Source organism: Candidatus Microbacterium phytovorans (assembly GCA_029202445.1).
GTDB classification, from domain to species: Bacteria; Actinomycetota; Actinomycetes; order Actinomycetales; family Microbacteriaceae; genus Microbacterium; species Microbacterium phytovorans.
In genome coordinates, this window is record CP119321.1 from 949,814 (window position 1) to 976,163 (window position 26,350).

Annotated in this window: 28 protein-coding genes and 2 tRNA genes; 13 read left to right on the forward strand and 17 right to left on the reverse strand. The window is 68.4% G+C overall.

What is annotated here, in order from left to right:
• Positions 1-26: 26 nt before the first annotated feature.
• The gene (gene tig, locus P0Y48_04495) at positions 27-1,514 is read right to left on the reverse strand and encodes a trigger factor (protein WEK14470.1); all 1,488 of its coding nucleotides are present in this window, start codon (positions 1,512-1,514) and stop codon (positions 27-29) included.
• A gap of 75 nt (positions 1,515-1,589) precedes the next feature.
• Positions 1,590-1,666 (reverse strand) — tRNA-Pro (locus P0Y48_04500).
• Positions 1,667-1,759: 93 nt separating this feature from the next.
• On the opposite strand from P0Y48_04500, the gene P0Y48_04505 reads away from it, so the two are divergent.
• Positions 1,760-1,833 (forward strand) — tRNA-Gly (locus P0Y48_04505).
• Positions 1,834-1,930: 97 nt separating this feature from the next.
• On the opposite strand, the gene P0Y48_04510 is transcribed toward P0Y48_04505, so the two are convergent.
• From P0Y48_04510 to P0Y48_04535, 6 genes are all read right to left on the reverse strand, one after another.
• Complete coding sequence (locus P0Y48_04510; GenBank protein WEK14471.1) at positions 1,931-2,806, reverse strand: hypothetical protein; 876 nt, start codon at positions 2,804-2,806, stop codon at positions 1,931-1,933.
• A complete protein-coding gene (locus P0Y48_04515; GenBank protein WEK14472.1) occupies positions 2,803-3,321 on the reverse strand; it encodes a sigma-70 family RNA polymerase sigma factor in 519 nt (172 codons plus the stop codon). Before P0Y48_04515 ends, P0Y48_04510 begins: the two co-directional genes overlap by 4 nt.
• A 138-nt stretch (positions 3,322-3,459) precedes the next feature.
• Positions 3,460-3,648 carry a tyrosine-type recombinase/integrase gene (locus P0Y48_04520; GenBank protein WEK14473.1) on the reverse strand — a complete coding sequence of 63 codons (189 nt, stop codon included), beginning with the start codon at positions 3,646-3,648 and terminating at the stop codon, positions 3,460-3,462.
• Between the two features lie 20 nt (positions 3,649-3,668).
• Positions 3,669-3,878: a tyrosine-type recombinase/integrase gene (locus P0Y48_04525; protein ID WEK14474.1), complete on the reverse strand. Its 210-nt coding sequence runs from the start codon at positions 3,876-3,878 to the stop codon at positions 3,669-3,671.
• Between the two features lie 112 nt (positions 3,879-3,990).
• Positions 3,991-4,263: a tyrosine-type recombinase/integrase gene (locus P0Y48_04530; GenBank protein ID WEK14475.1), complete on the reverse strand. Its 273-nt coding sequence runs from the start codon at positions 4,261-4,263 to the stop codon at positions 3,991-3,993.
• 437 nt (positions 4,264-4,700) lie between these two features.
• Positions 4,701-5,246, reverse strand: coding sequence for a gamma carbonic anhydrase family protein (locus P0Y48_04535; GenBank protein ID WEK14476.1), 546 nt, complete (start codon positions 5,244-5,246; stop codon positions 4,701-4,703).
• A 130-nt stretch (positions 5,247-5,376) separates the two neighbouring features.
• Between P0Y48_04535 and P0Y48_04540 the strand changes: the two genes are divergently transcribed.
• Positions 5,377-5,859, forward strand: coding sequence for a DNA starvation/stationary phase protection protein (locus P0Y48_04540; protein WEK14477.1), 483 nt, complete (start codon positions 5,377-5,379; stop codon positions 5,857-5,859).
• Positions 5,860-5,915: 56 nt separating this feature from the next.
• Here P0Y48_04540 and P0Y48_04545 read toward each other — a convergent pair whose 3' ends face one another.
• The 4 genes from P0Y48_04545 to P0Y48_04560 are packed head-to-tail and all read right to left on the reverse strand — an operon-like array spanning position 5,916 to position 9,591.
• Positions 5,916-7,421 (reverse strand): amidohydrolase family protein, encoded by a 1,506-nt coding sequence (locus P0Y48_04545; protein WEK14478.1) that lies wholly within the window; start codon positions 7,419-7,421, stop codon positions 5,916-5,918.
• The gene (locus P0Y48_04550) at positions 7,418-8,092 is read right to left on the reverse strand and encodes an FMN-binding negative transcriptional regulator (protein ID WEK14479.1); all 675 of its coding nucleotides are present in this window, start codon (positions 8,090-8,092) and stop codon (positions 7,418-7,420) included. The genes P0Y48_04545 and P0Y48_04550 overlap by 4 nt, the downstream gene beginning before the upstream one ends.
• Before the next feature lie 18 nt (positions 8,093-8,110).
• Positions 8,111-9,106: an Fpg/Nei family DNA glycosylase gene (locus P0Y48_04555; GenBank protein ID WEK14480.1), complete on the reverse strand. Its 996-nt coding sequence runs from the start codon at positions 9,104-9,106 to the stop codon at positions 8,111-8,113.
• Positions 9,106-9,591, reverse strand: a complete 486-nt coding sequence (locus P0Y48_04560) for a ribose-5-phosphate isomerase (GenBank protein WEK14481.1) — start codon at positions 9,589-9,591, stop codon at positions 9,106-9,108. Before P0Y48_04560 ends, P0Y48_04555 begins: the two co-directional genes overlap by 1 nt.
• Before the next feature lie 56 nt (positions 9,592-9,647).
• On the opposite strand from P0Y48_04560, the gene P0Y48_04565 reads away from it, so the two are divergent.
• The 10 genes from P0Y48_04565 (at position 9,648) to P0Y48_04610 (ending at position 21,368) form a co-directional block, all read left to right on the forward strand.
• Entirely contained in the window at positions 9,648-10,019 is a 372-nt protein-coding gene (locus tag P0Y48_04565; protein WEK14482.1) for a metalloregulator ArsR/SmtB family transcription factor, read from the forward strand.
• 26 nt (positions 10,020-10,045) lie between these two features.
• A complete protein-coding gene (locus P0Y48_04570; GenBank protein WEK14483.1) occupies positions 10,046-11,698 on the forward strand; it encodes a SulP family inorganic anion transporter in 1,653 nt (550 codons plus the stop codon).
• 72 nt (positions 11,699-11,770) lie between these two features.
• Positions 11,771-14,314 (forward strand): aminopeptidase N, encoded by a 2,544-nt coding sequence (pepN, locus tag P0Y48_04575; GenBank protein ID WEK14484.1) that lies wholly within the window; start codon positions 11,771-11,773, stop codon positions 14,312-14,314.
• Positions 14,315-14,420: 106 nt separating this feature from the next.
• Complete coding sequence (locus P0Y48_04580) at positions 14,421-15,350, forward strand: ATP-binding cassette domain-containing protein (protein ID WEK14485.1); 930 nt, start codon at positions 14,421-14,423, stop codon at positions 15,348-15,350.
• Positions 15,347-16,150, forward strand: coding sequence for an ABC transporter permease (locus tag P0Y48_04585; protein ID WEK14486.1), 804 nt, complete (start codon positions 15,347-15,349; stop codon positions 16,148-16,150). Before P0Y48_04580 ends, P0Y48_04585 begins: the two co-directional genes overlap by 4 nt.
• Positions 16,151-16,160: 10 nt before the next feature.
• Positions 16,161-17,432 (forward strand): histidine kinase, encoded by a 1,272-nt coding sequence (locus P0Y48_04590; GenBank protein WEK14487.1) that lies wholly within the window; start codon positions 16,161-16,163, stop codon positions 17,430-17,432.
• A 2-nt stretch (positions 17,433-17,434) separates the two neighbouring features.
• On the forward strand, positions 17,435-18,106 hold the full coding sequence (locus P0Y48_04595; GenBank protein WEK14488.1) for a response regulator transcription factor: 672 nt from the start codon (positions 17,435-17,437) through the stop codon (positions 18,104-18,106).
• Between the two features lie 42 nt (positions 18,107-18,148).
• A complete protein-coding gene (locus P0Y48_04600; GenBank protein WEK14489.1) occupies positions 18,149-19,231 on the forward strand; it encodes a mechanosensitive ion channel in 1,083 nt (360 codons plus the stop codon).
• Entirely contained in the window at positions 19,228-19,698 is a 471-nt protein-coding gene (locus tag P0Y48_04605) for a globin (GenBank protein ID WEK14490.1), read from the forward strand. Before P0Y48_04600 ends, P0Y48_04605 begins: the two co-directional genes overlap by 4 nt.
• Positions 19,695-21,368, forward strand: coding sequence for an FAD-binding dehydrogenase (locus P0Y48_04610; protein ID WEK14491.1), 1,674 nt, complete (start codon positions 19,695-19,697; stop codon positions 21,366-21,368). The genes P0Y48_04605 and P0Y48_04610 overlap by 4 nt, the downstream gene beginning before the upstream one ends.
• 5 nt (positions 21,369-21,373) lie before the next feature.
• Here P0Y48_04610 and P0Y48_04615 read toward each other — a convergent pair whose 3' ends face one another.
• Positions 21,374-22,048, reverse strand: coding sequence for a hypothetical protein (locus tag P0Y48_04615; GenBank protein ID WEK14492.1), 675 nt, complete (start codon positions 22,046-22,048; stop codon positions 21,374-21,376).
• Positions 22,049-22,098: 50 nt separating this feature from the next.
• Between P0Y48_04615 and P0Y48_04620 the strand changes: the two genes are divergently transcribed.
• On the forward strand, positions 22,099-22,965 hold the full coding sequence (locus P0Y48_04620; protein ID WEK14493.1) for an acyl-CoA thioesterase II: 867 nt from the start codon (positions 22,099-22,101) through the stop codon (positions 22,963-22,965).
• A gap of 12 nt (positions 22,966-22,977) precedes the next feature.
• Here the strand turns inward: P0Y48_04620 and P0Y48_04625 are convergent, their stop codons facing one another.
• Genes P0Y48_04625 through ssb form a run of 4 tightly spaced genes read right to left on the reverse strand, consistent with a single transcriptional unit; the run spans position 22,978 to position 26,222 of the window.
• Positions 22,978-23,487 (reverse strand): thioesterase family protein, encoded by a 510-nt coding sequence (locus P0Y48_04625; GenBank protein ID WEK15007.1) that lies wholly within the window; start codon positions 23,485-23,487, stop codon positions 22,978-22,980.
• Position 23,488: 1 nt separating this feature from the next.
• Positions 23,489-25,168, reverse strand: a complete 1,680-nt coding sequence (gene ettA, locus P0Y48_04630) for an energy-dependent translational throttle protein EttA (GenBank protein ID WEK14494.1) — start codon at positions 25,166-25,168, stop codon at positions 23,489-23,491.
• Positions 25,169-25,192: 24 nt separating this feature from the next.
• Positions 25,193-25,714, reverse strand: a complete 522-nt coding sequence (locus P0Y48_04635) for a hypothetical protein (GenBank protein ID WEK14495.1) — start codon at positions 25,712-25,714, stop codon at positions 25,193-25,195.
• 31 nt (positions 25,715-25,745) lie between these two features.
• Positions 25,746-26,222 (reverse strand): single-stranded DNA-binding protein, encoded by a 477-nt coding sequence (gene ssb / locus P0Y48_04640; GenBank protein ID WEK14496.1) that lies wholly within the window; start codon positions 26,220-26,222, stop codon positions 25,746-25,748.
• Positions 26,223-26,350: the final 128 nt, after the last annotated feature.

The following is a 26,350-nucleotide window of genomic DNA, read 5'->3' on the forward strand; positions in this document are numbered from 1 at the left end:
CATCCGACCCCCTCGTGTGCGACGTTCTACTCGGCGTCGGCCTTCTCGGCCGCAGCCTTCTTCGCGGGCGCCTTCTTCGCGGGCTTCTCCGCTGCGGCATCCGCGTCGTCCGACGACTTCTCGGCCGCCTTCTTGGCGGCGGGCTTCTTCGCAGGTGCCTTCTTGGCGGCGGGCTTCTTGGCCGGCTTCTCGGCCTCGCCGTCCGCTGCGGGCGCGTCGCCCTCGGCGTCGGCGTCGTCGGTCGCGACGAAGCCGGTCAGGTCGACCGCCTTGCCGTTGGTGTCGACGACCTTGACCTTGCCGAGCGCGATCGCGAGGGCCTTGTTGCGAGCGACCTCGCCGACCATGAGCGGCAGCTGACCGTTCTGCTGCAGTGCGTCCACGAACTCCTGCGGAGCCATGCCGTACTGCGCAGCGGACTGGATGAGGTACTGGGTCAGTTCCTCCTGCGAGACCTGGACGTCGCTGGACTCGGCCAGCTTGTCGAGGATCATCTGCGTGCGGAACTGCTTCTGGCTGGCCTCGGTGACCTCGGCGCGGTGCACGTCGTCCTCGAGTCGGCCTTCGCCCTCGAGGTGCTGGTGCACCTCGTCCTCGACGAGCTGAGCCGGGACGGGGATGTCGACCTTCTCGATCAGCGCGTCGACGAGCTTGTCGCGCGCAGCGGCGCCCTGTACGTAGACGGACTGCTCGGAGAGGCGGCCGGCGATGCTCTCGCGCAGCTCGGCGATCGTGTCGAACTCGCTGGCGATCTTTGCGAAATCGTCGTCGGCCTCGGCGAGCTCGCGCTCCTTGACCGACTTCACCGTCACGGCGACCTCGGCCTCCTGGCCGGCGTGGTCGCCGCCCACGAGCTTCGAGCGGAACGTCGTCTCCTCACCGGCGGTGAGCGACTCGACGGCCTCGTCGATGCCCTCGAGGAGTTCGCCCGAGCCGACCTCGTACGACACGCCCTCGGCGCGATCGATCTGGTTGCCGTCGATGGTGGCGACGAGGTCGAGCTCGACGAAGTCGCCGGTGGCGGCGGGACGGTCGACGGTCACGAGGGTGCCGAAACGCCCGCGCAGGCGGTCGAGCTCGGCCTCCACGGCGGCGTCATCGGTCTCGACGGCGTCGACCTCGAGCGTGATGCCGTCGAGGGCGGGAAGGTCGAACTCGGGGCGGACGTCGACCTCGACCTCGACCTTGAGGTCGCCCGAGAAGTCCTTGTCGCTCGGCCAGTCGATGACCTCGGCCGACGGGCGGCCCACCGTGCGCACCTCGTTGGCGGCGACGGCCTCGCGATAGAAGCCGTCGAGGCCTTCGCTGACGGCGTGCTCGATGACCGCACCGCGACCGACTCGCTGGTCGATGATCGGCGCGGGGACCTTGCCCTTGCGGAAGCCGGGAATCTGGACGTCCTGAGCGATGTGCTCGTAAGCGTGCGCGATGCTGGGCTTCAGCTCATCCGGGGTGACCGTGATGTGCAGCTTCACCCGCGTCGGGCTGAGCTTCTCGACGGTGCTCGTGACCATGCCTGTTGTTCTCCTCAAGTCCGGACGCGCGCGTGCGCATCCGTGTGTGGTCTGGTTCTGGGTCTGTTCGGGTCGTGGTCGGGGCGACAGGATTTGAACCTGCGGCCTCCCGCTCCCAAAGCGGGCGCTCTACCAAGCTGAGCTACGCCCCGGGTCGCGCACATGCACGTGCGCCGAAAACGACCGGTGGCAAGTCTAGCCGACATCGCCCTGTACACTCTTTCGAGGCGCCGTCACACGGCCTCGGGGATGTAGCTCAATGGTAGAGCCTCAGTCTTCCAAACTGATGGTGCGGGTTCGATTCCCGTCATCCCCTCCACAAGCCCTGCATGGGATCGCGAGCTATCCGCCGGGTCGGCCGGAAACGGAAATCCCGCCGAAGTCCCGGCGCTGTTCCTGTGAGGCGGGGATAGCGATCACTCCTCCTGGAAGTCGGCGTAGGTGTACCGTGACCCCGTGATCGCGTTGGTTAGTACATCACCGTCGACGTGGAACACGCCGAAGCCCGCCGGTCCGACCGTGTAGGTGTCTTCGTTCACTCCGAGGGCGAGGACGTATCGTTCTCCGGACACGAGCGTGGTGTCGTCGTACCCGTACGTCTCGGTCTGCCGGTCGAGTTCTTCTTCGGAGAGCTTGGTTAGGCCGCGCTTCTCAGTGCTCTCTCTGGGGTAGGCGTCGAGGACTTGCTGGAGGGTGACCGTGCCGCCGGGGTAGAGCACCGTGACAAGCGTCCTCGTGCCGAAGGCTGATCCTTTCAGGATGTCGTGGACGCGCAGCTGTACCTCCGTGTAGGGCATGGGGTTTCCGGGGAACACGAACACGGCACGGCGGCTGATCGATACGACATCCGCGTCAACTATGGCGTCGGCGTGCGCACGGATCTCGTTGACGTCTGCGACGTCGAAGGCCCAGCTCGCCTCGAATGTGACATCCGGAGGCGTATCGCTCGTGGGAGCCTCCGTCGTGGGTTCGTCAGTGTGGGCGCCCCTGTCGCCCTGTCCCGGAGACTCCGTGTGATGGCCGGGGGCTGTGGTCGGGTCGGCCTGCCGAGCGGGCTCTTGTCCGAAGCTGACCGCGGCGATGACACCAACCGCGAGCGCGGGCACGGCGATCCATGCCAGAACAGGGCCAAATCGCTTCCGTTCGCGAGACGCACTCGTTGTCGACCTGACGGTTAGCCGCTCCGCAGTCAGGATCGCCTGGAGCTGTGCCTCGGCGGCCTCGTCGAGTGGGGCATCCTTCGGTGTGTTCGCTGTGTCTGCGTTCTGCAACATGGTCGCAAGCTTGGTCATGAGCGCATTCCTTTCGGTTCAAGTGTGGTGTGCAGCGCGGCGCGAAGCTGCTTTCGGGCTCGATGCAAGCGCACGCGAGCGGCGACGGGAGTGATGCCAAGCACTTCGGCCACTTCGGCGGTGCTGAGATGCTCCCAGTACCGAAGCCGGATCGCTTCCTGGTCGGTCGCGGGAAGCGTGGCGAGCGCCGTCAAGATCGGATGATCTGCCGGTCCGCGCGACGAGACAGTCTGCGCCTCGATAAGCGCGGCGGAGTTCAGTGCTTGGTCTGCGGTGGCTTGCCGGGCCGTCCGGCGGTAGTGGTCGCCGAGCACGTTTCGGGCGATCGCGTACAACCACGCGCGCTCGGCGCGACTGCCAGGAGAGAACCGCTGCCACGCGACTCGAAACACATCCCCCGCCAACTCACTCGCGTCCTCGCGGTCAGCAACGCGGCGCTCAAGAAACCGCAGCACCTCGTTGTAGTGCCGTCGGAACCGCGCCGCGAACTCGGTCTCCGCTTCAGCTTCACCCATCCAAGCCCTCCGTCACATCCCTTCACCTTTGATAGTTGTCACCGAGACGCGAAACGTTACCGACATCCGGAAACACCTCCGTGTTGGGTTCGGGCATCGGCTCCCTTTCACACGCGAAGCGTGCGACCGCAGCGCGGCTCACCCCTTCGCGACGAACGCCTCGAAGCGGGCGATCTGCTCGTTGTAGTCACTCGGGTAAAGGTGGGCGTAGATGCCGTCGGTGGTGGCGATGCTTGCGTGCCCCATGTAGCGGCTGACCTCGTAGGGCTTGAACCCGGCCGCGAACATCAGACTGGCATAGGTGTGCCGGAGGTCGTGGAACCGCATCCGAGGGAGCTTCGCTCGCGTCAGTGCAGGGCGCAGGTAGCAGCCGGGTAGAGATGGGCGTAGATGCCGTCTGACGTCGCGATGCCCGCGTGCCCCATGTACCGGCTGACCTCGTACGGCTTGAACCCTGCCGCGAACATGAGGCTGGTGTAGGTGTGTCGAAGACCGTGGAACCGCATCCGTGGCAGCTTCGCTCGCGTGAGCGCAGGGCGCAGGTAGTAGCGGAGCACTCCCCCGACGTCGACCTGTCGCGACCAGTCCAGCCGTCGTGAACTGTTCGCTCTTCCTGGCCAGAACAGCGCGTCTGGGTCGCCAGTGTCGGGTTTGTCAGCAGCACCGCCTTCAGCCTCCGATGAGCTGCCGATCCAGCAGCGGCACCGTGCGAGTAGACCGCTTCGACTTCGGCGTGCCGACGGTCCACACGTTCCCGATGCGCTTCATCGTCTGCCGAACCTCGATGTGGACGGCATCGAAGTCGACGTCCCCCACGCGGAGCCCCGCGATCTCTGCGGCGCGCAGCCCTGTGTAGGCGGCGAACCGGATCAGCGTCGGCAACGGATTCTCGTCTCTCAACTGGGCGCAGACTGCAGTGACCTGCGCGGGCGTGAGGAACACCGGCGCGAACTTTAAATCCCGGCGGCGCACTCTAGGCCAGGCACAGCGGTGGTCTGGGTCCCACAGGACGAAACCGCAGCAATGTATGAGGCTGGCGACATCGAAGGAGGTGTCCGCGCAGTGGTCAAGCTTGCCCACTGCGACGGGCGCGCTTTCGCCTCGCGCGCCAGGCATTGATTCCGTAGCCCGCGCTAAGGGCGGAGACACCGATGCCCAAGGAACGAGGCCAGTCCGAGATCCAACCCAACGAGTCGGGCAGGGCGGACTCCAAGACCAGGCCGAGAGCGTAGAGAGCAAAACCGACAATGACTCCGGTCCAGATGAAGCCCCGGGGGACGTCCTCGGCTTCCTCCTCGTCGCCAGCGGTCACGCAGTCAGCATAGAGCCGGTCGTGGCCGATAGAGCGCGACACTGTGGCCAAGTGAGTCCCCTCCACCTCACCTCTCGCCCTCGGCGCCCGCCGCTTCGGCGTGAGTGCGGGAGTGGTCCCGGTAGATCAGCGCGTTGCGCAGGATGCCGTCGCGTTCCTCCGCGGTGAGCTGACGTCTCACGGCCGCCGGCACTCCCGCCACGAGGGAACCGTCGGGGATCACGGCGCCTTCGAGCACCACTGCTCCGCCCGCGACGAGGCATCCGCTGCCGATGCGCGCTCCCGACAGCACGACGCTTCCCATGCCGATCAGCGATCCGTCACCGATGACGCACCCGTGCACGACCGCGTTGTGCCCGACCGACACGTCGCGTCCGATGACGACGGGGTGGTCGGCATCCACATGCACCGACACGTTGTCCTGCAGGTTGCTGCCCTCCCCCACCGTGATCGAGGCGCTGTCGCCACGCAGGACCGCGTTGTACCAGACGCTCGCGCCCTCGCCGAGCGTGACATCCCCGACGATGCGCGCCCCCGACGCGACGAATGAGCTGCCTGAAAGCGACGGTGACTTCCCGGCAACAGTGAGGACGGTGGCGTCGGCGGCGATCATGCCAGCGACCCTACACACCCCCGAGAGGCGCGGTAAGCGGAGCCTTCTCTTCCTTGCGGAATGCCTCACGGTGAGTAGCGTTTCACTCAGCACAGGGCTGAACCCTGCACTTACGGAGGCGAAGAGAATCATGACCAAGACGCAGACCATCCCCGCAACGATCGCCGGCACCGAGGCCGCTACGAGCACCGCTCAGCTGCTGAGCCCCGTCGTGCTCGGCCTGCAGGCCCTCGCCGTGAACGGCAAGCAGGCGCACTGGAACGTGCGCGGCAGCAACTTCATCGCCATCCACGAGCTCCTCGACACCCTCGTCGCGAACGCGCAGGCCTCCGCCGACCTCGCGGCCGAGCGGATCGTGGCGCTCGGCCTGCCGATCGACGCGCGGGTATCGACCGTCGCCGAGAAGACGACGACCGCCGTGCCGGCCGGCTTCGCACAGTGGCAGGACGAGATCCGCGCCGTCATCGCCGACATGGATGCCGTGCTCGCCGACGTTCAGGCAGCGATCGACGGCCTCGACGAGACCGACCTCACGAGCCAGGACGTCGCCATCGCGATCAAGGCGGGCCTGGACAAGGACCGCTGGTTCCTGTTCGCGCACATCGCCGAGTAAACCTCGAGACACGTCGGCCGCGACGCGCTCACTGAGCGCCCGGGGCCGTCGTGCTGTCAGGCGCGGTGTGTGAGACGCCCCGCGAGGAGCGTCGCCGCTACGCGGGTGGCCCGCATCGCCGTCTCGTCGGCGGTGAGCGGATCTCGGTCCACCACCGCCAGATCTGCGAGCGACCCGGGGTGGAGGGCGCTGCCGGTGCTCGATCCCCCCGCGGTGGATGCCGCGAGCGCTGTCGCAGGGTCGACGCCCTGGTCCGGTCGCCACGCCGGCCGTCCGTCGCGCGTGCGGTGCACGGCGGCGGCCATCGCCGCCCAGGGGTCCAGCGGAGACACCGGCGCGTCGGAGCCGAACAGCAGGTTGGCGCCTGCGTCGGCGAGGGCGCGCAGCGGGTACGGCATGGCCGTCTGGTCGGCCCAAATCGTGTCAGTCATGTCGCGATCGTCGATCGCATGCTCGGGCTGCACACTCGCGCCGACCCCGAGACGGGCGAAGCGCGTGACGTCGGCGTGCGCGACGAGCTGGGCGTGTTCGATCGTGCCGCGTGCGCCGGTCGCCGCGAAGGCGTCGAGGGCGTAGGTGTTGGCGAGGTCGCCGATGGCGTGCACCGCGCACGCGAGGCCACCGCCGGTCGCGCGCGTCATGAGCTCGTGGAGTTCGTCGGGCGGCACCGTGAGCACACCGTGATTGTGGGGATCGCCGGGATAGGGGTGGGAGCATGCCGCCGTGCGGGTGCCGAGCGACCCGTCGGTGATCACCTTGAACGGCCCCATGCGCACGAGTCCGGCAGGGTCGAGCGCGTCGCCCGTCTCCAGGCCCTCGGAGATCGCGCGGTCGAGCAACGCGGGATAGACGCCGAACGAGACGCGAGTCGTGTCGAACCCTGCGTCGAGGCGACGCGCCCACGCTTCGGCGTTCCACGCCATGTCGAGGTCGACGACCCCGACGATGCCCCGCGAGGCCGCCTCTCTCAGGGCGCGGGCGACGAGCGCGTCGCCGATGGCGGGGTCGGCCGCGTTCAGGCGTCGCGAGATCTCGAAGGCGGGCTCTTCGCGCAGCACGCCGTCAGCGGCCTCGAATCCCTCGCGGCGAAGGGCAGCCGAGTTTAGCCAGACGCTGTGCACGTCCGCGTTGATGAGGTAGGTGGGCACCTCGCCCGTTGCGGTGTCGAGCACGGCGAGCGTCATGGCATCCGGCCACAGGGCGTCACGGAACCCGGTTCCGACGCGTCGTCCGTCGCCGAGGACGTCGGCGGATGCCATCAGGCGTGCCGCGTGCGCCGCCGACTCCGCTTCACCGAGCGGCTGTCGCTGAGCGACCAGCGCCCACTGGACGGTGTGGGCGTGATGATCCCACAGTCCGGGGATGAGCCATCCGCCCTGCCCGTCGAGCACGGCCCCCGTGCGGGGCAGCGCGCCGGCGGGCGCGATGTCGACGATCCGTCCGTCGCGAAGATGCACGTCGACGGGGTCCGCACCGAAGGGGTCCAGTCGATCCGCGCCCGTGAGGTGCACGTCGGTGACGACGTCGGCGTGTTCGCCTCCGGAGAGTCGATCGTGCGTCATCGCGTCGCGTCACCCTTCTCCGCCTGTGTGGACCGCGCCTGTCGCAGCGCGTCGTGCGCTCGGCGCATCTCGCCCGGCAGTCGAGGGTCCGCGTAGGGGCCGGCGCCGTCTTCGAGTTGCGCGATGATCGTGTCCACGACCTCGTCGGGTCGATTCTGGCTCAGCTTGCGTTTGGCGGTGACGCGAGTGGGGCGCAGGCGGAACCCGACGGTGCCGCGCTCCAGTCGACGAACGAAGTCCTCGTCGTTGGGAGGCTCCCACATCAGGCGCGGGCCGGGCATCGCCGACTCGAAGCGCGCCACCAGCCGTTCGAGCACAGCGAGGTTCTCCTCCGTGCTGAGGATCTCGGGCACCCCGGCGAGGTGGACGGACACGAAGTTCCAGGTCGGCACGTTCGGACCGGGCGGGTACCACCCCGGCGAGATGTACCCGTGCGGCCCCTGGAAGACCACGAGGAGCTCGCGCTCTCCGAGTCCGTGGATGAGGTCGTCCGGCTTGCCGACATGGCCGACGATCGTGAGGTCGTCGGCCCCCTCGTCCAGCAGCACCGCATAGTGCGAGGCGACGAGACCGTCGGGCGTGTCGCTCACGATCGTGACCCAGGGGTGCTCCGCGATGATGCGGCGAAGCTCGCTGACGTCGGTCATCGCAAAACTGGGGTTCTGTCTCATGGCATCCTCACGTGTTGTTCAGCGCTGGCACGAGGGGCACCAGTACAGCTTGCGGGCGCTCATTTCCTCGAGCACGATCGCCGTTCCGCACACCCGGCACGGCAGGCCCGCGCGGTGGTACACCCAGTGCCGGTCGTCGCGGTGCGCCATCGCGCGGCGATACGCCTCGGGGTCGAGATCGTCCATCGTCATCATCTGGCCGGTCTCGACCCCGATCGAAAGGAGACGCACCCAATCCCGCCACAGCGACCGCACTGTGCGCTCCGCGACATCCCGTCCAGGCGTGTGCGGGTTCAGACGTGCTCGGAACAGCAGCTCGGCACGGTAGACGTTGCCGATGCCGCTGACCACCGACTGGTCCATGAGGAGCAGACCGATCGGCGTGGGCTTGCGTCGAACGACCTCCACGAAGCGCTGCTCGCCCCCGTCGACGTCGTCCACGAGCGGGTCGGGACCGAGCTTTGCGATCGTCGCCTGCACCTCGTCGGGCGTCTGCAGCTCGCACGCCGTCGGTCCACGGAGGTCGGCGCTCGTCACGTCGGTGAGCAGACGCAAGCGCACCTGCCCGACGACGGGCGGGGGCCACGGGGCGTCCTCGTCGCCCAACCCGGTGGTCTGCTCGCTCATCCGCACGTGCACGCGTGCGCGCCGCGGCGCGCCGATGGAGCTGAGCGAATTCTCGCCCGCCGCATCGAGCACGGGCTCCAGCTCGGTACCGCGCTGATTCGTCTGTCCCATGCGCCCGTTCGCCGAGGCGATCGTCGGGTCGACGAGGATCTCCCCCGCGAAGTCCCACGCCCCGTACATGCCCAGGTGCACACGCAACCACAGGTCGTCGTCGAACTCCAGGAACATCTGCTTGCCCACCGCCCGGACGCGGGATGCCGTCCGTCCGTCGATCACGGCAGCGCCCTCGGCGAAGCGCCCCTGCGGACTGGATGCCGCCACGAGCTTTCCCACGAAGTTGCGGTCGAACTGTCGAGCGATGCGATGGACGGAGTGACCCTCGGGCATCAGGCGCGGGGGTCCGGTGCGAGCGTGCCGTCCGTCTCGTAGGCCGCGAGCTGGGCGATGCGTCGTGCATGCCGCTCTTCGCCCGAGAACGGCGTGGCGATGAAGCGGTCGATGAAGGACACGGCCTCGTCGAAGGTGTGCTGCCGAGCACCGATCGCGATGACGTTCGCGTCGTTGTGCTCCCGCGCCAGCTCCGCGGTCGCGAGGTTCCAGACCAGCGCGGCACGCACCCCGCGCACTTTGTTCGCTGCGATCTGCTCGCCGTTGCCCGAGCCGCCGAAGACGACCCCGAGCGTCTCCACTCCCGCTGCCTGATCGCGCACGACGGCCTCGGCGGCGCGAATGCAGAACGCCGGGTAGTCGTCGAGCGGGTCGTACTCCACAGGGCCGTGATCGACGACGTCGTGGCCCTGAGCTGCGAGATGGTGCTGCAGCTGCGTCGAGAACTCGAGCCCCGCGTGATCGGTGGCGATGTGGATGCGCATGGCTTCCATCCTAGGAGCGAAGCTCGCCCCGCTCACCGTCATATGATGGTTCCATCATGTCACTATCCTCACGCCAGCGCCCGCTGTACGAGGTGAAAGCCAACCTCTTCAAGGGGCTCGCGCATCCCTTCCGCATCCGTGTGCTCGAACTGCTGGCCGCGCAACCCGAGGTCACCGTCGCGTTCCTCCAGGAAGAGACGGGACTGGAGCCGTCCCATCTCTCTCAGCACCTCGCCGTCCTCCGCCGGCACCGCCTGGTGCTCAGTGAGCGCCGCGCCCGCCATGTTTACTACCGCCTGGCCGATCCGGCGGTGGCTCGACTGCTGGCCACGGCACGCGAGCTGCTGATCGGCGTCCTCTCCGACGAACGGGCGCTCCTGGCCGACGCCCGCACGCTCCCGGTCATCGGCGATCGGTCCTCCGCGTGAGCGGCAGAGCATCCGTGCGTCGCGGGATGCGTGCGATCGCGCATGCCCGAACCCTCCTGCCGTCGCGCCACGACTACGCCGGCATCCGGACCACGTGGCGCCGTGATCTCCTGTCCGGCCTGACCGTCGGCATCGTCGCGTTGCCCCTGGCGCTCGGATTCGGGGCGAGTGCGGGACTGAGCGCCGAGGCGGGACTGGTCACGGCGATCATCGCCGGGATCATCGCTGCCGTGTTCGGCGGCTCCCCCGTTCAGGTCTCCGGCCCCACGGGCGCGATGGCCGTGGTGCTCCTCCCGATCGTCGCGACGAACGGCTCGGGTGCGGTGCTCGTCGTCACACTCCTCGCCGGCGCGATCGTGGCCGCCGCGGGCCTGCTCCGACTCGGACGCGTGGTCGCCGTCATCCCCTGGCCCGTGATCGAGGGCTTCACTCTCGGTATCGCCGTCATCATCTTCTTCCAGCAGGTGCCGAGCCTCGTCTCCGCGACTCCCCTGCCGGCGGATGCGCACAGCGCGAACGCGATCGTCGCCGCGGTTCAGGCGCTCGCCGCCGTCGACATCCACTATCTGCCTTGGGCCGCCGGCGTCGCGCTCATCGTCGCGTCCCTGATGTGGATCGCACCCCGCATCCATCCCGCCGTGCCGGGGTCTCTGATCGCCATCGTCGCCGTCACCGCCGCGGCGTCGGTGGTGACGACACCGCTCGCGGTGATCGGGAGCCTCCCCGGTTCCCTTCCCGCGCCTGCCCTCCCGGTCGTCGATCCCTCGCTCGTCCCGGCACTGCTCCTCCCGGCGGTGACCGTCGCCGCGCTGGCCGCGATCGAGTCGTTGCTCTCGGCCCGCGTCGCCGCCTCGATGGCCGACACCGGCGCGTACGACCCCGACCGTGAGCTCCTCGGACAGGGACTCGCATCGGTCGGCTCGGCGATCTTCGGCGGGATGCCGGCAACCGGCGCCATCGCGCGGACGGCGCTGAACGTGCGGTCGGGAGGGCGCACCCGCGTCGCCGCCGCATTCCACTCGGTGGTGCTGTTGATGATCGTGCTGCTCGCCTCGGGTCCAGTGGGCCGTATCCCCCTCGCGGCGCTGGCCGGAGTGCTGATGGTGACCGCCGTCCGCATGGTGCACGTCGGCACCGTCCGCGCCATCATGTCCTCCACACGCTCGGACGCGATCGCCTTCGTCGTCACGGCGACCATCACGGTCGCCTTCGACCTCATCGTGGCGGTGGTCATCGGCGTCGTCCTGGCGGGCGTGGTTGCGATCCGAAGCATGTCGCGCGCCTCCGGAGTCCATCGGGAGGAGCTCGACGGGGACGCGCTGCCCGGTGATGAGCGGATCGCGGTGATGCGGTTCGACGGTCCGCTGCTGTTCGCCGCGGCCGACCGCGTGCGGGAAGAGATGGCGGCGGTGCGGGACGTGTCTGTCGTGATCCTCCGGATGAGCCAGCTCGAGGTCGTCGACGCCACGGGCGCCCGCATCCTCGGCGACATCGTCCAGCTCCTGGAGCGTCGCGGGGTGACCGTGCTGATCAAGGGGGTGCAGCCTCGGCATGAAGACCTGTTCCGCACGGTGGGTGTCCTCGCCTCGTTGCGTGACCATCGTCACCTGTTCGTCACGCTGCCCGACGCGATCGAGCACGCCCGCAGCCATGTGCGTCGAGAGGCAGCCTCCGCGTAGGCTGGTCGGGTTGCCGCCGGCGCCAGCAGCGCCTGCCCGCGGCATCCACCCTGACCCTTGGGAGACACGTACGTGCCTGGAGAGAATCTCACCCGCAGCGAGGCGCAGGAGCGCCGCGCCCTCGTCGACACCGCCTCGTACGAGGTGGCCCTCGACCTGGCGACCGGACCGGAGGTGTTCCGCTCGCGCACCGTCGTCCGCTTCTCGGCCACCCCGGGAGCCTCGACGTTCATCGACCTCATCGCCCGCTCGGTGCACGAGATCACCCTCAACGGCCGCTCGATCGACGCGTCCGCCTTCGCGGACGCCCGCATCGTGCTCGACGGTCTCGAAGCCGACAACGAGCTGATCGTCGATGCGGACTGCCTGTACACGAACACGGGCGAAGGCCTTCACCGGTTCGTCGACCCTGTCGACGGCGAGGTCTATCTCTACTCGCAGTTCGAGGTGCCCGACTCGCGTCGCGTGTTCGCCGTCTTCGAGCAGCCCGACCTCAAGGCGACCTTCCAGTTCACGGTCACGGCACCTGCCGCATGGAAAGTCGTCTCCAACTCCCCCACGCCGGAGCCGGTGGATGCCGGTGACGGCGCGGCGACGTGGACCTTCGAGCCGACGCCGCGCATCTCGTCCTACATCACGGCTCTGGTCGCGGGTCCCTACGAGGCGACCTTCTCCGAGCTGACGAGCGCCTCCGGCCGAGTCATCCCGCTCGGCGTGTACGGCCGCAAGAGCCTCTGGCATCACCTCGATGCCGACTACATCTTCGACAAGACGCGTCAGGGATTCGCGTACTTCGAGGAGAAGTTCCAGTTCCCCTACCCGTTCGCGAAGTACGACCAGCTCTTCGTGCCGGAGTTCAACGCCGGCGCGATGGAGAACGCCGGCGCGGTGACCTTCACCGAGACCTACGTGTTCCGGAGCAAGGTGACCGACGCGGTCAAGGAGCGTCGCGTCGTGACGATCCTCCACGAGCTCGCGCACATGTGGTTCGGCGACCTCGTCACGATGAAGTGGTGGAACGACCTCTGGCTGAACGAGTCGTTCGCCGAGTGGGCCTCCACGATCGCCACGGCCGAGGCGACGGAGTGGACCGAGGCATGGACCACGTTCAACGCGATGGAGAAGTCGTGGGCCTACCGTCAGGACCAGCTCCCCTCCACGCACCCCGTCGTCGCGGAGATCAACGACCTCGAAGACGTGCAGGTGAACTTCGACGGCATCACCTACGCCAAGGGCGGCTCGGTGCTCAAGCAGCTCGCGGCGTGGGTCGGCATCGAGGAGTTCTTCGCGGGCGTCGCGGCGTACTTCCAGAAGCACGCCTGGGGCAACACCGAGCTGTCCGACCTCCTGCGGGAGCTCGAGGCGACGAGCGGTCGCGAGCTGACGACGTGGTCGAAGAAGTGGCTGGAGACGGCGGGCGTGAACACCCTCTCGCCCGAGATCAAGACCGATGGGAGCGGCACGATCACCCGCTTCGCGGTCGTGCAGACGGCGCCGGCGGACTATTCCACCATCCGCCCGCACCGCCTGGGGGTCGGCTTCTACTCGCTCGACGGCGACGCCCTCGTGCGTACCCACCACATCGAGGTCGACGTCGACGGCGACCTCACCGAGGTCTCCGACCTCGTGGGTCTGCGTCGCCCCGACCTCGTGCTGCTCAACGACGAGGACCTCGCCTACGCGAAGATCCGTCTCGACGACACCTCGCTGAGCACGGCGATCGCGCACCTCGGCAAGATCAGCGACCCCCTCGCGCGCTCCCTCGTGTGGGGTGCCGCCTGGGATCAGACGAGGGATGCCGAGGCCTCGGCATCCGATTATGTCGACCTCGTGCTGCGCAACATCGGCGCGGAGACCGAGTCGACCACCGTACGCACGACACTCGCCCAGCTCCAGCTGGCAGCCAACGCCTACGTCTCGCCGGACCGGAGGACGCAGACCCGCGTGAAGGTCGCCGACGCCCTGTGGCAGCTGGCCCAGGATGCGGAAGCCGGAAGCGACAGTCAGCTGCAGTTCGTCACGGCGTTCGCGTCGGCCGCGGCGACGTCTGCCCAGACGGCGCAGGTGCGCTCCCTCCGCGACGGTGAGACGGTGCTGCCGGGTCTCGAGATCGACGCCGACCTGTCGTGGGCTCTCCTGGTGGGTCTCGCCGCAGGAGGCGCCGTGGATGCGGCCGAGATCGATCGCGCGCTCGAGGCGGACAACACTGCGAAGGGTGGCGAGTTCGCCGCTCAGGCGCGGGCTGCGCTGCCGACCGTCGACGCGAAGCGGGAGGCATGGGCTTCGCTTGTCGACTCGCCGGATCTGCCGAACACCGTCGTCCGCTCCGCTGCGCTCGGCTTCGTCCACCCTGCGGGCGTCGAGGCTCTGTCCGCGTTCGTCGACGACTATTTCTCGATGCTGCTGCCGATCTGGGAGAGCCGCACCTACCAGATCGCCAACTACCTCATCACGGGGCTCTATCCTGCGCCGCTCGCCAATCGCGAGCTGCGCGACGCCACCCGGCGCTGGCTCGACGAGCACCGCGACGCTCCGCCGGCGCTGCGTCGCCTCGTTCACGAGAACCTGGCGGGCGTGGAGCGGGCGCTGTCGGTGCAGGAGCGCGACAGCCAGTAGGTCCACCGTCGACGCAGAGGGCATCCTCCTTCGGGGGGATGCCCTCTGCGCGTTGCGGTACCCACGGCGGATGTGCGGGGTGGGCCGGGTTCCGTAGCGTCGAAGCATGATCGTTGCAGAGCGCCTCACGAAGAGGTTCGGAGACAACACGGCCGTGTCCGATGTCTCCTTCACCGTCCAGCCGGGCAAAGTCACCGGCTTCCTCGGCCCGAACGGCGCCGGGAAGTCGACCACCATGCGGATGATCGTCGGATTGGACCGGCCGACGGCCGGTGCGGTCACGGTCAACGGACGTCCGTACCGGGAGTCGCGCGCTCCGCTGACCGAGGTCGGTGTGCTGCTCGACGCCAAGGCCGTTCACACCGGTAGGAGTGCGCGCGCGCACCTGCGCGCGATCGCCGCCACCCACGGACTTCCGCGCTCTCGCGTCGATGAAGTGATCGAACTGACCGGCATCGCCTCGGTCGCGGGCCGGCGAGCAGGCAAGTTCTCCCTCGGTATGGGGCAGCGCCTCGGCATCGCCGCCGCGCTACTGGGTGATCCGCACACGCTGATCCTCGACGAGCCGGTGAACGGACTCGACCCGGAGGGAGTGCGCTGGGTGCGGCAGTTCGTGCGGTACCAGGCGTCTCAGGGCCGCACGGTGCTGCTGTCGAGCCACCTGATGAGCGAGATGTCGCTGACGGCCGACCACGTCATCGTGCTGGGCCGTGGCCGGGTGCTCGCCGACGCGCCTCTGGCCGAACTCGTGTCGGCGTGGACGGCGACGACCGTGCTCGTGCGCACTCCGCGGGCGAGCGAACTCGCGGACGTGCTGTCTCGACAGGCCGGCACCGGCGTCACCGTCACCAGCAGCGGAGAGGGCGTCCTCCAGATCGAGGGTGTCTCCGCGCCGTCCATCGGCGATGCCGCCGCCGCGGCCGGCATCCCCCTTCACGAGCTCACTCCCACCAGCGGTTCTCTCGAGGACGCCTACCTCGCCCTGACGGGCGACGCCGTCGAGTACCGCACCACTTCTCCTCAGGAGCTGTCATGACTCTCACCGCACCCGTCGAACATCGAACCGCCGTGGAGGCGCCCGCTGCCCGCTTGAGCTTCCTCCGCGTCGTGTCGAGCGAGGCCATCAAACTCGTTTCCCTCCGTTCGACCTGGTGGTCGATTGCGGTGGCCGCCGTGCTGTCGGTCGGCATCTCTCTGCTCATGGCGGCCGCGTCGGCCGACTTCGGCCCCGGGTTCCCACCCGTCATGGCCGTCGTCGCGCCGCTGCAGTTCACGATGCTCGTGGCGGGCATCCTGGGCGCGATCGCGGTCACCGGGGAGTACTCGACGGGGATGATCCGTTCGACCCTCACGGCCGTCCCCCGCCGAGGCATCGTGCTCGCAGCCAAGGCGCTGGTCATGGCGGCCTTCATGGCCGTCTCGTCCGCCCTCATCTTCGCGATCGCCTCCGTGGCGACGGCACCGCTGCTGGCGACGCCGATCGAGTGGACCGATGCGGAGTCTTCCCTGATCCCGGTGGGATACGCGGTTCTCTCGATGATGGTCTTCGCTCTCCTCGGCGTCGGGTTCGGTTTCATCATCCGCAGCGGGGCGGGAGCGATCGCCGCCACCGTGGGGGTGCTCTTCGTCGCCCCGATCGTCGTCAGCCTCTTCTCGATGTTCGGGGAGGGATGGGCGTGGGTCACAGACCTCGGGCAGTACCTGCCGACGAACGCGTCTCAAACCCTCACGTCGGTGGGTGCGGAGGACACGCTGCCCGCCCTCCTCGCCCTCCTGGGCTGGGCCGCGGTAGCGCTCCTCGGTGCGTGGGCGGTCCTGCGCACGCGTGACGCGTAGAGTCGGAGCCGTGTCGACGCGCAGCCGCAGTGCGCCTCCCCCGGAGGACGACCTGCGGCTGCCGCGTCTGCCCGGGGTCGTCCGCCGCTTCTGGTCACGGCACCCTGTCCTCGCCGACGTCGTCATCGCCCTGTTGTGCCTCCTCCTGACGCTCACACCGCCGACGACCTTCCGCGGTCCCGACGGCACCGGGCCGCTCCACCCGACCGCCGTCCCCCTGCTCGTGCTGACCGTCGTCTGCTCGGCACTGCTCCTTCGTCGGAGGACGTGGACGCTCTCCGTTTTCGTCGCCTCCTACGTGCTGGCGATCGCCTTCCTTTTCGCTCCGGTGCCCGTGGGTTCTGTGCTCCCGCTGGTGACCAGCTATTCGCTAGCCGTCTACCGATCGTCGCGCGCGGCATGGCTGGGTCTCGGATTGGGCATCGGGTCGCTGTCGGCGGTGGCGGGGATGCTCGTGCTGACGTCGACGATCGAGTTTCCGATTGCGGTCAGCACGGTGATCGGCGAGGCCGCGTTGGCGTTGATCGGGACACTCGTCGGTGTCAACGTCGGCAATCGCAAACGGTATGTGGAAGCGATCATCGACCGCTCCCGACAGCTCCTTCGCGAACGCGATCAGCAGGGTCAGATCGCCGCCGCTGCGGAGCGTGCGCGGATCGCCCGCGAGATGCATGACATCGTCTCGCACTCCTTGACGGTGATCGTCGCGTTGACCGAGGGAGCAGGCGCGACCGCAGACCCCGAACGCGCACGCCAGGCGACCCTCCAGGCCTCCCAGACCGCCCGTGCCGCTCTCCAGGAGATGCGGGGGATGCTGGGAGTGCTCCGGGACGAGTCAGACCCAGAGGCGCCGCTCCTGCCCCCAGATGAGGATGCCGCGAGCGCCGCGATCGAAGCGGCCCGTGCCGCGGGATTCCCGGTGACGTCGAGGATCACGACGCTGGGCAGGCCCCTGGACGAGCTGCCGCGCACGATACGCCTCGCCGTCGGCCGCGTGGTGCAGGAGGGCGTGACCAACGCGATGCGGCACGCGCCGGCAGCCTCGACGATCGCGGTGACTGTCGCCGTCGGCGTGGAGTCGGTCGACGTGGAGGTGCGCAACGACGGGGTGACCGGCGCGGCGCGTCCCGGCGGATTCGGGCTTCGCGGACTGCGCGAGCGCGTCGAGCTCGCCGGTGGTCAGCTCACCGTCGGCCCCGAGGGCGCAGTATGGCGCCTTCGCGCCTCCCTTCCCCTTGCCGAGGAACCGACTGACTCGAAGCCAGCGAAAGGACATCCCTGACCATGAGCGATCCCGTCCGCATCCTTCTCGTCGACGACCAGGAGTTGATTCGCGTCGGCTTCCGGCTCGTCCTGGAGAGCGAGCCGGACCTCGTCGTCGTGGGCGAAGCGGGCGATGGCGAGAGCGCCGTCGCCGAAGCTCGCCGCCTCCGCCCCGACGTGGTGCTGATGGACGTCCGGATGCCGCGGCTCGACGGCATCCGTGCCACCGAACGCATCCTCGCGGAACTGCCCCAGACCCACGTCCTGGTGCTCACGACCTTCGACCTCGACGAGTACGCGTTCGGCGCGCTCGACGCCGGCGCGAGCGGTTTCCTCCTGAAGGATGCGCAACGGGCCGAGCTGGTGGGCGCGGTGCGCGCCGTTCATCGTGGTGACGCGGTCTTGGCGCCGCGGGTGACGAGAAGAGTCATCGAGCGCCTCGGCCCAGCCGTTGCTCCCCCGACGGGTCCCGATCCCGCTGTCGTCCTCACCGAACGCGAACGAGATGTCTTCGACGGCATCGCCCGTGGGCTCACCAACGCGGAGATCGCGCGTGAGCTGTTCCTCGGCGAGTCGACCGTCAAGACCCACGTCGGTCGGGTGCTCGCCAAGCTCGACGCCCGCGACCGCATTCATGCCGTGATCCTCGCCCATCAGTGGGCACCGGCCGCGCGACCGGGCGAGAACGGCTGATCCGCATCGTCCTCGAAGCGGGCGCTGGCTAGGATCGTGGCGATGAGACTCGATTCCACCGACCCGAGCACGGCGACCGCTTCCGGGATCTGGGCAGACCTCGGCCGCATAGCCGCCGACATCGGCCTGCGGGCAGCGGGCATCGCCGCGATCATCGTCGGGGCCCTCCTGCTGGCGTGGGTCCTCCGCCTCGTTATCAGGCGTGTCGTGAAGCGGATCGTCGCCGGCGCGAAGTCGAAGGCGAACGTCGATGACACGCGGGCCATCGAGGCATCCCCGCTCGCACAGGTGCGCCTGGTCCAGCGCACGCGCACTCTCGGGACGATCCTGCAGAACATCGTCAACGTGACACTCGTGATCATCGCGCTGTTCCTGTCCGTCCAGGTGATCAACGAGAACATTCTCGGTTCGTTCGCCCTCCTGTCCGCCGCTATCGGCGCCGGCCTCGGCTTCGGAGCGCAGAACATCGTGAAGGACGTCCTCAACGGAATCTTCATCGTCGCGGAGGATCAGATCGGAATCGGCGATGTCGTGGACCTCGGCCTGGCGACCGGGATCGTCGAGTACGTGAGCGTGAGGATCACCCATGTCCGCGACGTGAACGGCACCCTCTGGTACGTGAGGAACGGCGAGATCACGCGGATCGGGAACATGTCCCAGGGGTGGTCGCGCGTGATCATCGATCTCGCCGTGCCGGCGAATGCCGTGATCGAAGACGTCGAGAAGGCGATGCTCGACTCCGCGAAGGGGCTCGCCAAAGACCCGAAGTGGCGTACGCGCGTCATCGAGCAGCCGGAGGTCTGGGGGCTGGAGTCCGTGTCGGGCGATGCTCTGGTCATCCGTCTCGTGATGAAGACCCGCGCCAACGCGAAGGACGATGTGGCGCGTGAGCTGCGCATGCGGCTCAAGCGCGCGATGGACGACATGGGGATCACGCTTCCGCAGCTGAACTCCATCACGCTGTCCGGCTTGGAGGGCGCGCAGCGCGTGCGTGGCGCGAACCCGCCCAAGACCAAGCCCACGCCGGTGGCCGCGCCCGATGCCAAGCCGGTGTGGCGGCCCAAGCGGAAGGGCACGACGGATGCCGTACCGCCGACGGACGAAACGAAGGATCCGTCCGCATGAGTGACGACGCACGCCTCAGCTTCTATGAGGAAGTGGGTGGGCACGACACGTTCGTGCGCCTCGTCGACGCCTTCTACCGTGGTGTCGCCGGCGACGAGGTGCTGGCCCCCATGTATCCGGAAGAGGACTTGCGCCCGGCGGCGGAGCGGCTGACGCTGTTCCTGGAGCAGTACTGGGGCGGACCGACCACCTACAGCGAGCGTCGGGGTCACCCTCGGCTTCGGATGCGCCACATGCCCTTCCATGTGAACCCCGACGCGAGGGACCGCTGGCTGGCCCACATGCGGAGCGCCGTCGACGAGCTGAAGCTTCCGCCTCTCCACGAGGCGACCCTCTGGGACTACCTCCAGCGGGCCGCGTTCGCCATGGTGAACACCTTCGAGCCGACCGGGATCGGGCCCGCCCAGGGGGACCGACCCGCAGGCGCCCTCCCCCTCCATCCGGATACGACGAAGGAGTCGTCATGACCGCTGCCGCCGCGACAACACGCCACTCGACGGATGTTCTCGTCATCGGTTGGGGCCTTGCCGGTCTCGTCGCGGCCGCCGAGGCCGTCGGCGCCGGTCGGCGGGTCGTCATCGTCGACCAGGAGCCGAGGACCAACCTCGGTGGTCAGGCGTTCTGGTCGTTCGGGGGCCTCTTCTTCGTCGACTCGCCAGAGCAGCGGCGCATGGGCATCAGCGACTCTCTCGAGCTCGCACGCCAGGACTGGTTCGGCACTGCGGGATTCGACCGGGACGAGGACGCGTGGCCGCGTCGCTGGGCGGAGGCCTACCTCGAGTTCGCACACGGCGAGAAACGATCCTGGCTGCGCCAGCGGGGCGTGGGGTTCTTCCCTGTCGTCGGTTGGGCGGAGCGCGGCGGTTACACCGCCACGGGGCCCGGCAATTCGGTGCCGAGGTTCCATGTCACCTGGGGCACGGGCCCGGGTGTCGTCGCTCCCTTCCAGGCGGCCGTCGAGGAGGCGGAAGCGGCCGGACGGCTCGTCGTTCTGCCGCGCCACCGGGTGACCGCGCTGACGACTGCAGACGGCACCGTCGTCGGAGCGAGCGGCGACGTGCTCGCGCCTTCCGGGGCACCGCGCGGCGTGCGCTCTGCTCGTGACGTCGTCGGCTCGTTCGAGATCGATGCATCCGCCACGATCGTCGCGTCGGGTGGGATCGGCGGGAACCACGAACTCGTTCGTGCCCAGTGGCCCGAACGTCTCGGTACGCCGCCGACGACGATGCTTGCTGGCGTGCCCGCCTACGTCGACGGATCGATGCAGCCCGTGGCGAAAGCGGCCGGAGCGCGGCTCATCAACGGAGACCGAATGTGGCACTACGTCGAAGGCATCCAGAACTGGAACTCGATCTGGCCCTCTCACGGCATCCGGATCCTCCCTGGCCCGTCGTCGCTGTGGCTCGACGCCACCGGCCGTCGGCTTCCCGTGCCGCTCTTCCCCGGCTTCGACACCCTCGGCACCCTCGCCCACCTGCGGGCTACCGGTCACGACCACTCGTGGTTCGTGCTTTCGCAGTCCATCGTCGAGAAGGAGTTCACCCTCTCGGGCAGCGAGCAGAACCCGGACTTGACCGACAAGGACGTCCGGCTGCTGCTGAAGTCACGCCTCGGCAAGGGCGCATCGGGGCCCGTGCAGGCCTTCCTCGACCACGGTGCGGACTTCGTCGTGAAGCGCACGCTCGATGAACTGGTGGACGGGATGCGAGCTCTGCCCGGAGGCGACGTTCTCGACGGTGACCGAGTGCGCGAAGAGGTGGTCGCGCGCGACCGGGAGATGGCGAACGACTTCACCAAGGATGCGCAGATCGCGATGCTGCGATCGGCGAGAGCGTTTCGCGGGGATCGCCTCATTCGCACCGCGTCGCCGCACCGGCTGCTCGACCCGTCGGCCGGCCCGCTCATCGCCGTGAAACTGCACGTGGTCACGCGCAAGTCGCTCGGTGGAATGATGACCGACCTGTCTGCGCGCGCGCTCGACGCCGAGGGATCCCCGGTGCCCGGCCTCTATGCAGCAGGCGAGGCGGCCGGGTTCGGCGGGGGCGGCGTTCACGGCTATCGCGCGCTCGAGGGGACCTTCCTTGGCGGATGTCTGTTCTCGGGACGGATCGCAGGACGCGCGGCGGCTGCGGGCTGAGGTCGTCAGCCCGCAGCGCCGGTCGCGCGGACCGCGGTGAGTCCGGTTCGGACGGTGCTGCGGGTCAGCACGTGACCGCGGGACAGGCTGAGGCGCGTCCAGGGGCCGCTGCGGCGGATCGTCGCGGTCTCTTCCCCCGCGATGAACCCCAGCGAGAAGGCCGCGAAGGCGACACCCAGGGGAAGGCCTGTGAGGTCGTCGTCGTTGCGTCCCCACACGCGAGCCCGCACCGCACGCACCACGTCGGCGCCGGGCTCCGACGGCATTGACTCCGCCACCTCCGCGATGCCGTGCTGCGCCCGGGCGGCGAGCGTTGCGGCGGTGATCTCGCCGGAGATCTCCCAACCGCCACGGGGTGGCGAGATTCCCGCCCACGGAGCGGAGCGAGAAGTGTCGGGGAGCACCAGAGACGTCGTGGATGCGTCGTCGGCCGTCAGGCTCGCCGCCTCCACGACGAGATCGCACACGAGTTCCGGGTCGACCGATAGGAACCTCATGCCGAGGATCGTGGGCGTCTCGTCCAGCAACGATTCGGGCGCCAGCGGCGCCGACGACACGCCGACGATGCCACTCTCGGCACGGAGCCGCACGAGCCCGTCGCCGAGCCGCGCCGCGCGCTGCGCAAACGTGAGCGCGTCGGATGCCGCGAAGGGATCGGCGAACAGGAGACGGGACGACACCCGCCCTAAACTACCAACGGGTGCCGTCGGGGCGCCGGATCGGAGATGAGATGTCGAGCGAGTTCGATCCTGTCGACGCGATGCTGGCGGTGCTCGATCTCGCGTCGAGCGCGGCTCGCACGACGGAGGACATCTTCACGGGGGCCTCGCATCCGATGCCGAGCGGCCGGATCTTCGGCGGCCAGGTGCTCGCGCAAGCAATCGTCGCGGCCGACCGGACGACCGCCGACGATCGTGTCCCGCACTCGATGCACGGCTACTTCCTACGTCCGGGCGACGCCACGCAGGGCCTCACCTTCTCCGTCGACCGCATCCACGACGGGCGCTCCTTCTCCACGCGCCGAACGCAGGCGTTCCAGGAGGGCGTGCCGATCTTCTCGATGATCGCCTCTTTCGAGCGGGAGGATCCTGGGCTCGAGCATCAGGATCGGATGCCGGACGGCATCCCCTCGCCCGGGGAGGTCGCACAGGCACGTGAGACGTCTGCCCTTCATCCGATGAGCCGGCGGCTGCTCGATGAGAGTCCCATCGAGGTGTTGCACGTCAGCGGCGACCTGTATGGCGCCGATCTACCGGACGCCGAGCCGCGACAGGCCGTATGGATGCGGGCACGAAGGACTCTTCCCGACGACCCTGCGCTGCACCGCGCGGTACTCGCCTACCTGAGCGACCTGACGATTCAGGAGCCGGTGCTGCGCGCTCACGGGGTGACGTGGGCGCGCCAAGGACTCAAGGTCGCCAGCCTCGACCATGCGATGTGGTGGCACCGACCCGCGCGAGCCGACGACTGGCTCCTGTACGTGCAGGAGTCCCCGAGTGCGCGCGGCGGGCGGGGACTGTCCACGGGGCGGCTCTTCACCAGGGACGGTGAGCTCGTCGCCTCGGTCGCGCAGGAGATCATGGTGCGCGTGCCGTGATGCGGTGACCGCTCAGCGTCGGTGACCGTAGACGAGCGGGTCTCCGAGATAGGGCGACCACGCGTCTCGCATGGTGTCGGTGAGGCGCTGCGGGCGACCCGTGCGGGCATCGACCATCACGACGACCGACGTCGCACGGGCGTACAGAGTCTGAGGAGTGTCTGCGGCCGGGCTGTAGACCTCGTAGCAGACCTCGATGCTCGATCCGCCGATCTTGCCGAACCACATCTGGATGTCCAGCGGCTCGCGTCGGTACGGCACGGGGGCGAGGTACTCGATCTCCTGCCGGGCGATGAGTGTGAGGACGCCCGCGGCGATGCCGCTCTCGATGACCGCCGTGCTCGGGGCGGTGTCGCCCGACTCGGGCACCCAGAACACGCGAACGCGCGCCTCTTCCAGGAGCTTCAGCATCGACGTGTTGTTCACGTGGTTGAACGCGTCGAGATCGCCCCAGCGGAGGTGGATCGGGACGTGGAGCCGGAGGCCGGCGGTGCTGCCGCCAGCCTCCGGAACGTGCGGCATGTCAGTCACGCGTCAGCTTGCGGTGGGTTGACCGGTGCGGGGCGGCGGCGTCGGCGCCGAGGCGCTCCACCTTGTTCGCCTCGTAGGCCTCGAAGTTGCCCTCGAACCAGTACCACTTGTCGGGATTCGCGTCGGTGCCCTCGTAGGCGAGGATGTGCGTCGCGATCCGGTCGAGGAACCACCGGTCGTGGGTGATGACGACGGCGCACCCGGGGAACTCCAGCAGCGCGTTCTCCAGCGAACCCAGCGTCTCCACGTCGAGGTCGTTCGTGGGCTCGTCGAGGAGGAGCAGGTTGCCGCCCTCCTTGAGGGTGAGGGCGAGATTCAAGCGGTTGCGCTCGCCACCGGACAGGACGCCGGCCTTCTTCTGCTGGTCCGGTCCCTTGAAGCCGAACTTCGATACGTACGCGCGGGACGGGATCTCCGTCTTACCGACGGTGATGATGTCCAGGCCGTCGGAGACGACCTCCCACAGCGTCTTCTGCGGGTCGATGTTGGAACGGCTCTGATCGACGTAGCTGATCTTGACCGTCTCGCCGACCTTCAGGTCGCCGCCGTCGAGCGGTTCGAGCCCGACGATGGTCTTGAAGAGCGTGGTCTTGCCGACACCGTTCGGGCCGATGACGCCGACGATGCCGTTCGGGGGAAGGCTGAAGCTGAGGCCGTCGATGAGACTGCGGTCGCCGAACGACTTCGACAGGTTCTTCGCCTCGATGACGACGCTTCCGAGGCGCGGACCAGCGGGGATCTGAATCTCTTCGAAGTCGAGCTTGCGCGTGCGCTCGGCTTCGGCTGCCATTTCTTCATAGCGGGCCAGTCGGGCCTTCGACTTGGTCTGACGCCCCTTCGCGCTGGAGCGCACCCATTCGAGCTCGTCCTTCAGGCGCTTGGCGAGCTTGGCGTCCTTCTTGCCCTGGATGTCGAGACGCTCGGCCTTCTTCTCCAGGTAGGTCGAGTAGTTGCCCTCGTAGCCGATGAGGCGGCCGCGGTCGACCTCGGCGATCCACTCCGCGACGTTGTCGAGGAAGTACCGATCGTGGGTGATCGCGATGACCGCGCCCTTGTACGAGGTGAGGTGCTGCTCCAGCCAAAGCACGCTCTCGGCATCCAGGTGGTTCGTGGGCTCGTCCAGCAGGAGGAGGTCGGGCTTCTGCAGGAGAAGCTTCGCCAGCGCCACACGACGCTTCTCACCACCCGACAGCGGTGCGATGGCAGCGTCGGCGGGTGGGGTGCGCAAGGCATCCATGGCCTGTTCGAGCTGCGAGTCGAGGTCCCATGCGTCAGCCGCGTCGATCTCCTCCTGCAGCGTCCCCATCTCGGCCAGCAGCGTGTCGAAGTCGGCGTCGGGGTCGCTCATCAGGCCGGAGATCTCGTTGAAACGATCGACCTTGGCTTTGATGGCGATGCCGTCCTGGATGTTCTCCAGGACCGTCTTGGACTCGTCGAGCTCGGGCTCCTGCATGAGGATGCCCACGCTGAAGCCCGGTGAGAGCTTCGCCTCCCCATTGGACGGTTGATCCAGGCCGGCCATGATCTTGAGGATCGTCGACTTGCCGGCACCGTTCGGGCCGACCATACCGATCTTCGCGCCGGGGAGGAACGCCATCGTGACGTCGTCGAGAATGAGCTTCTCGCCGACCGCCTTGCGGGCACGGACCATGGAGTAGATGTACTCAGCCATAACGGACCAAGTCTACGGTGCGTGTCACCAATCGATGGGCCGCGTCTCCCCCACCAGACAGGCGCCGGTCGGCAGCGTAGGCAGCACGACCGCGGTGGGACGCTTCGTAGACGGGCCGACCTGACCCACGATGCACTCGTCGTCCCATCGGACCGAGAATTGGATGCTGTCGGCGGCAAGTCCCACCGACGTCTTGTCGCGCGTCACCTCCATGTCGCCCTTGTCGAAGCCGGCCTCGACCAACGCGTCGATGTATGCGCGTCCCTTCACGCGGTCATCGGTGTCCCACACGGCATCCATGACTTCGGTGAAGAGCGGCAGGTTGTCGCTCGCGTCGCCGTCAGGGACGAGTGCCGGGCCCGTGGGTGAGGGAGTCGGCGTCGGCGCGCTCGCTGTCTGGCTGGCCGAAGGTGTCGTCGACGCGTTCGGTGCGGTCGGCGCGCACCCCGTCGTCACCGCCATGACCACAACGCCACACGCGACGAGCATGCCTCGGCGAGCGGGCTGGCGCGACTTCGGGCGCGCGGACTTCGGGTGGCGATGCACGGACCGAGTCTAGGACGCGTCACTGCCCGCCTCAGTACGGCGTCCCCTCCTCCCCCGGCACCGGCGCCCATGACCCTGACAGATCGGCATGGACTGCCGACTCGGCTTCCCCTGCCGTCGACGCGCCTGCGTTCGGCCCGGCGGGCGACGACTCCGCCGAACGCCGATAGACCGTCGTGCCCCACAACAGGTCATGGCCGAGAGAGACCGCGTCGATCTCGGCGGCGACCCCCTGCCTGCCGTTGGCTTCCCACTCCCGGAGTTTGAAGGAGCCCGAGACGATCACGCGGTGCCCCTTGCGCACCGATTCGAGCGCGTGTTCCGCCAGCCCGCGGTAGGCAGAGACCGCGTACCAGTTGGTGTGACCGTCGACCCACGTCCCCGTCGCTTCGTCACGACGACGGACGTTGCTCGCCAGTCGGAAGTTGATGATCGGCACGCCCGCGCTCGTCTGGCGCCGCTCCGGATCGTTGACGACGGTCCCTACCACTGTGATGTGATCGCTCATTCTCGATCTCCTCTTCTTTCGGGCTCATCCCGACGTGATCGAGATTTGCACCCGCGACTCCGTCAGGAGGGCATGCGGTGACGCACTGTGGACTCACCGGCCGATCGGCCCCTTGGGGAGAAGCCGAG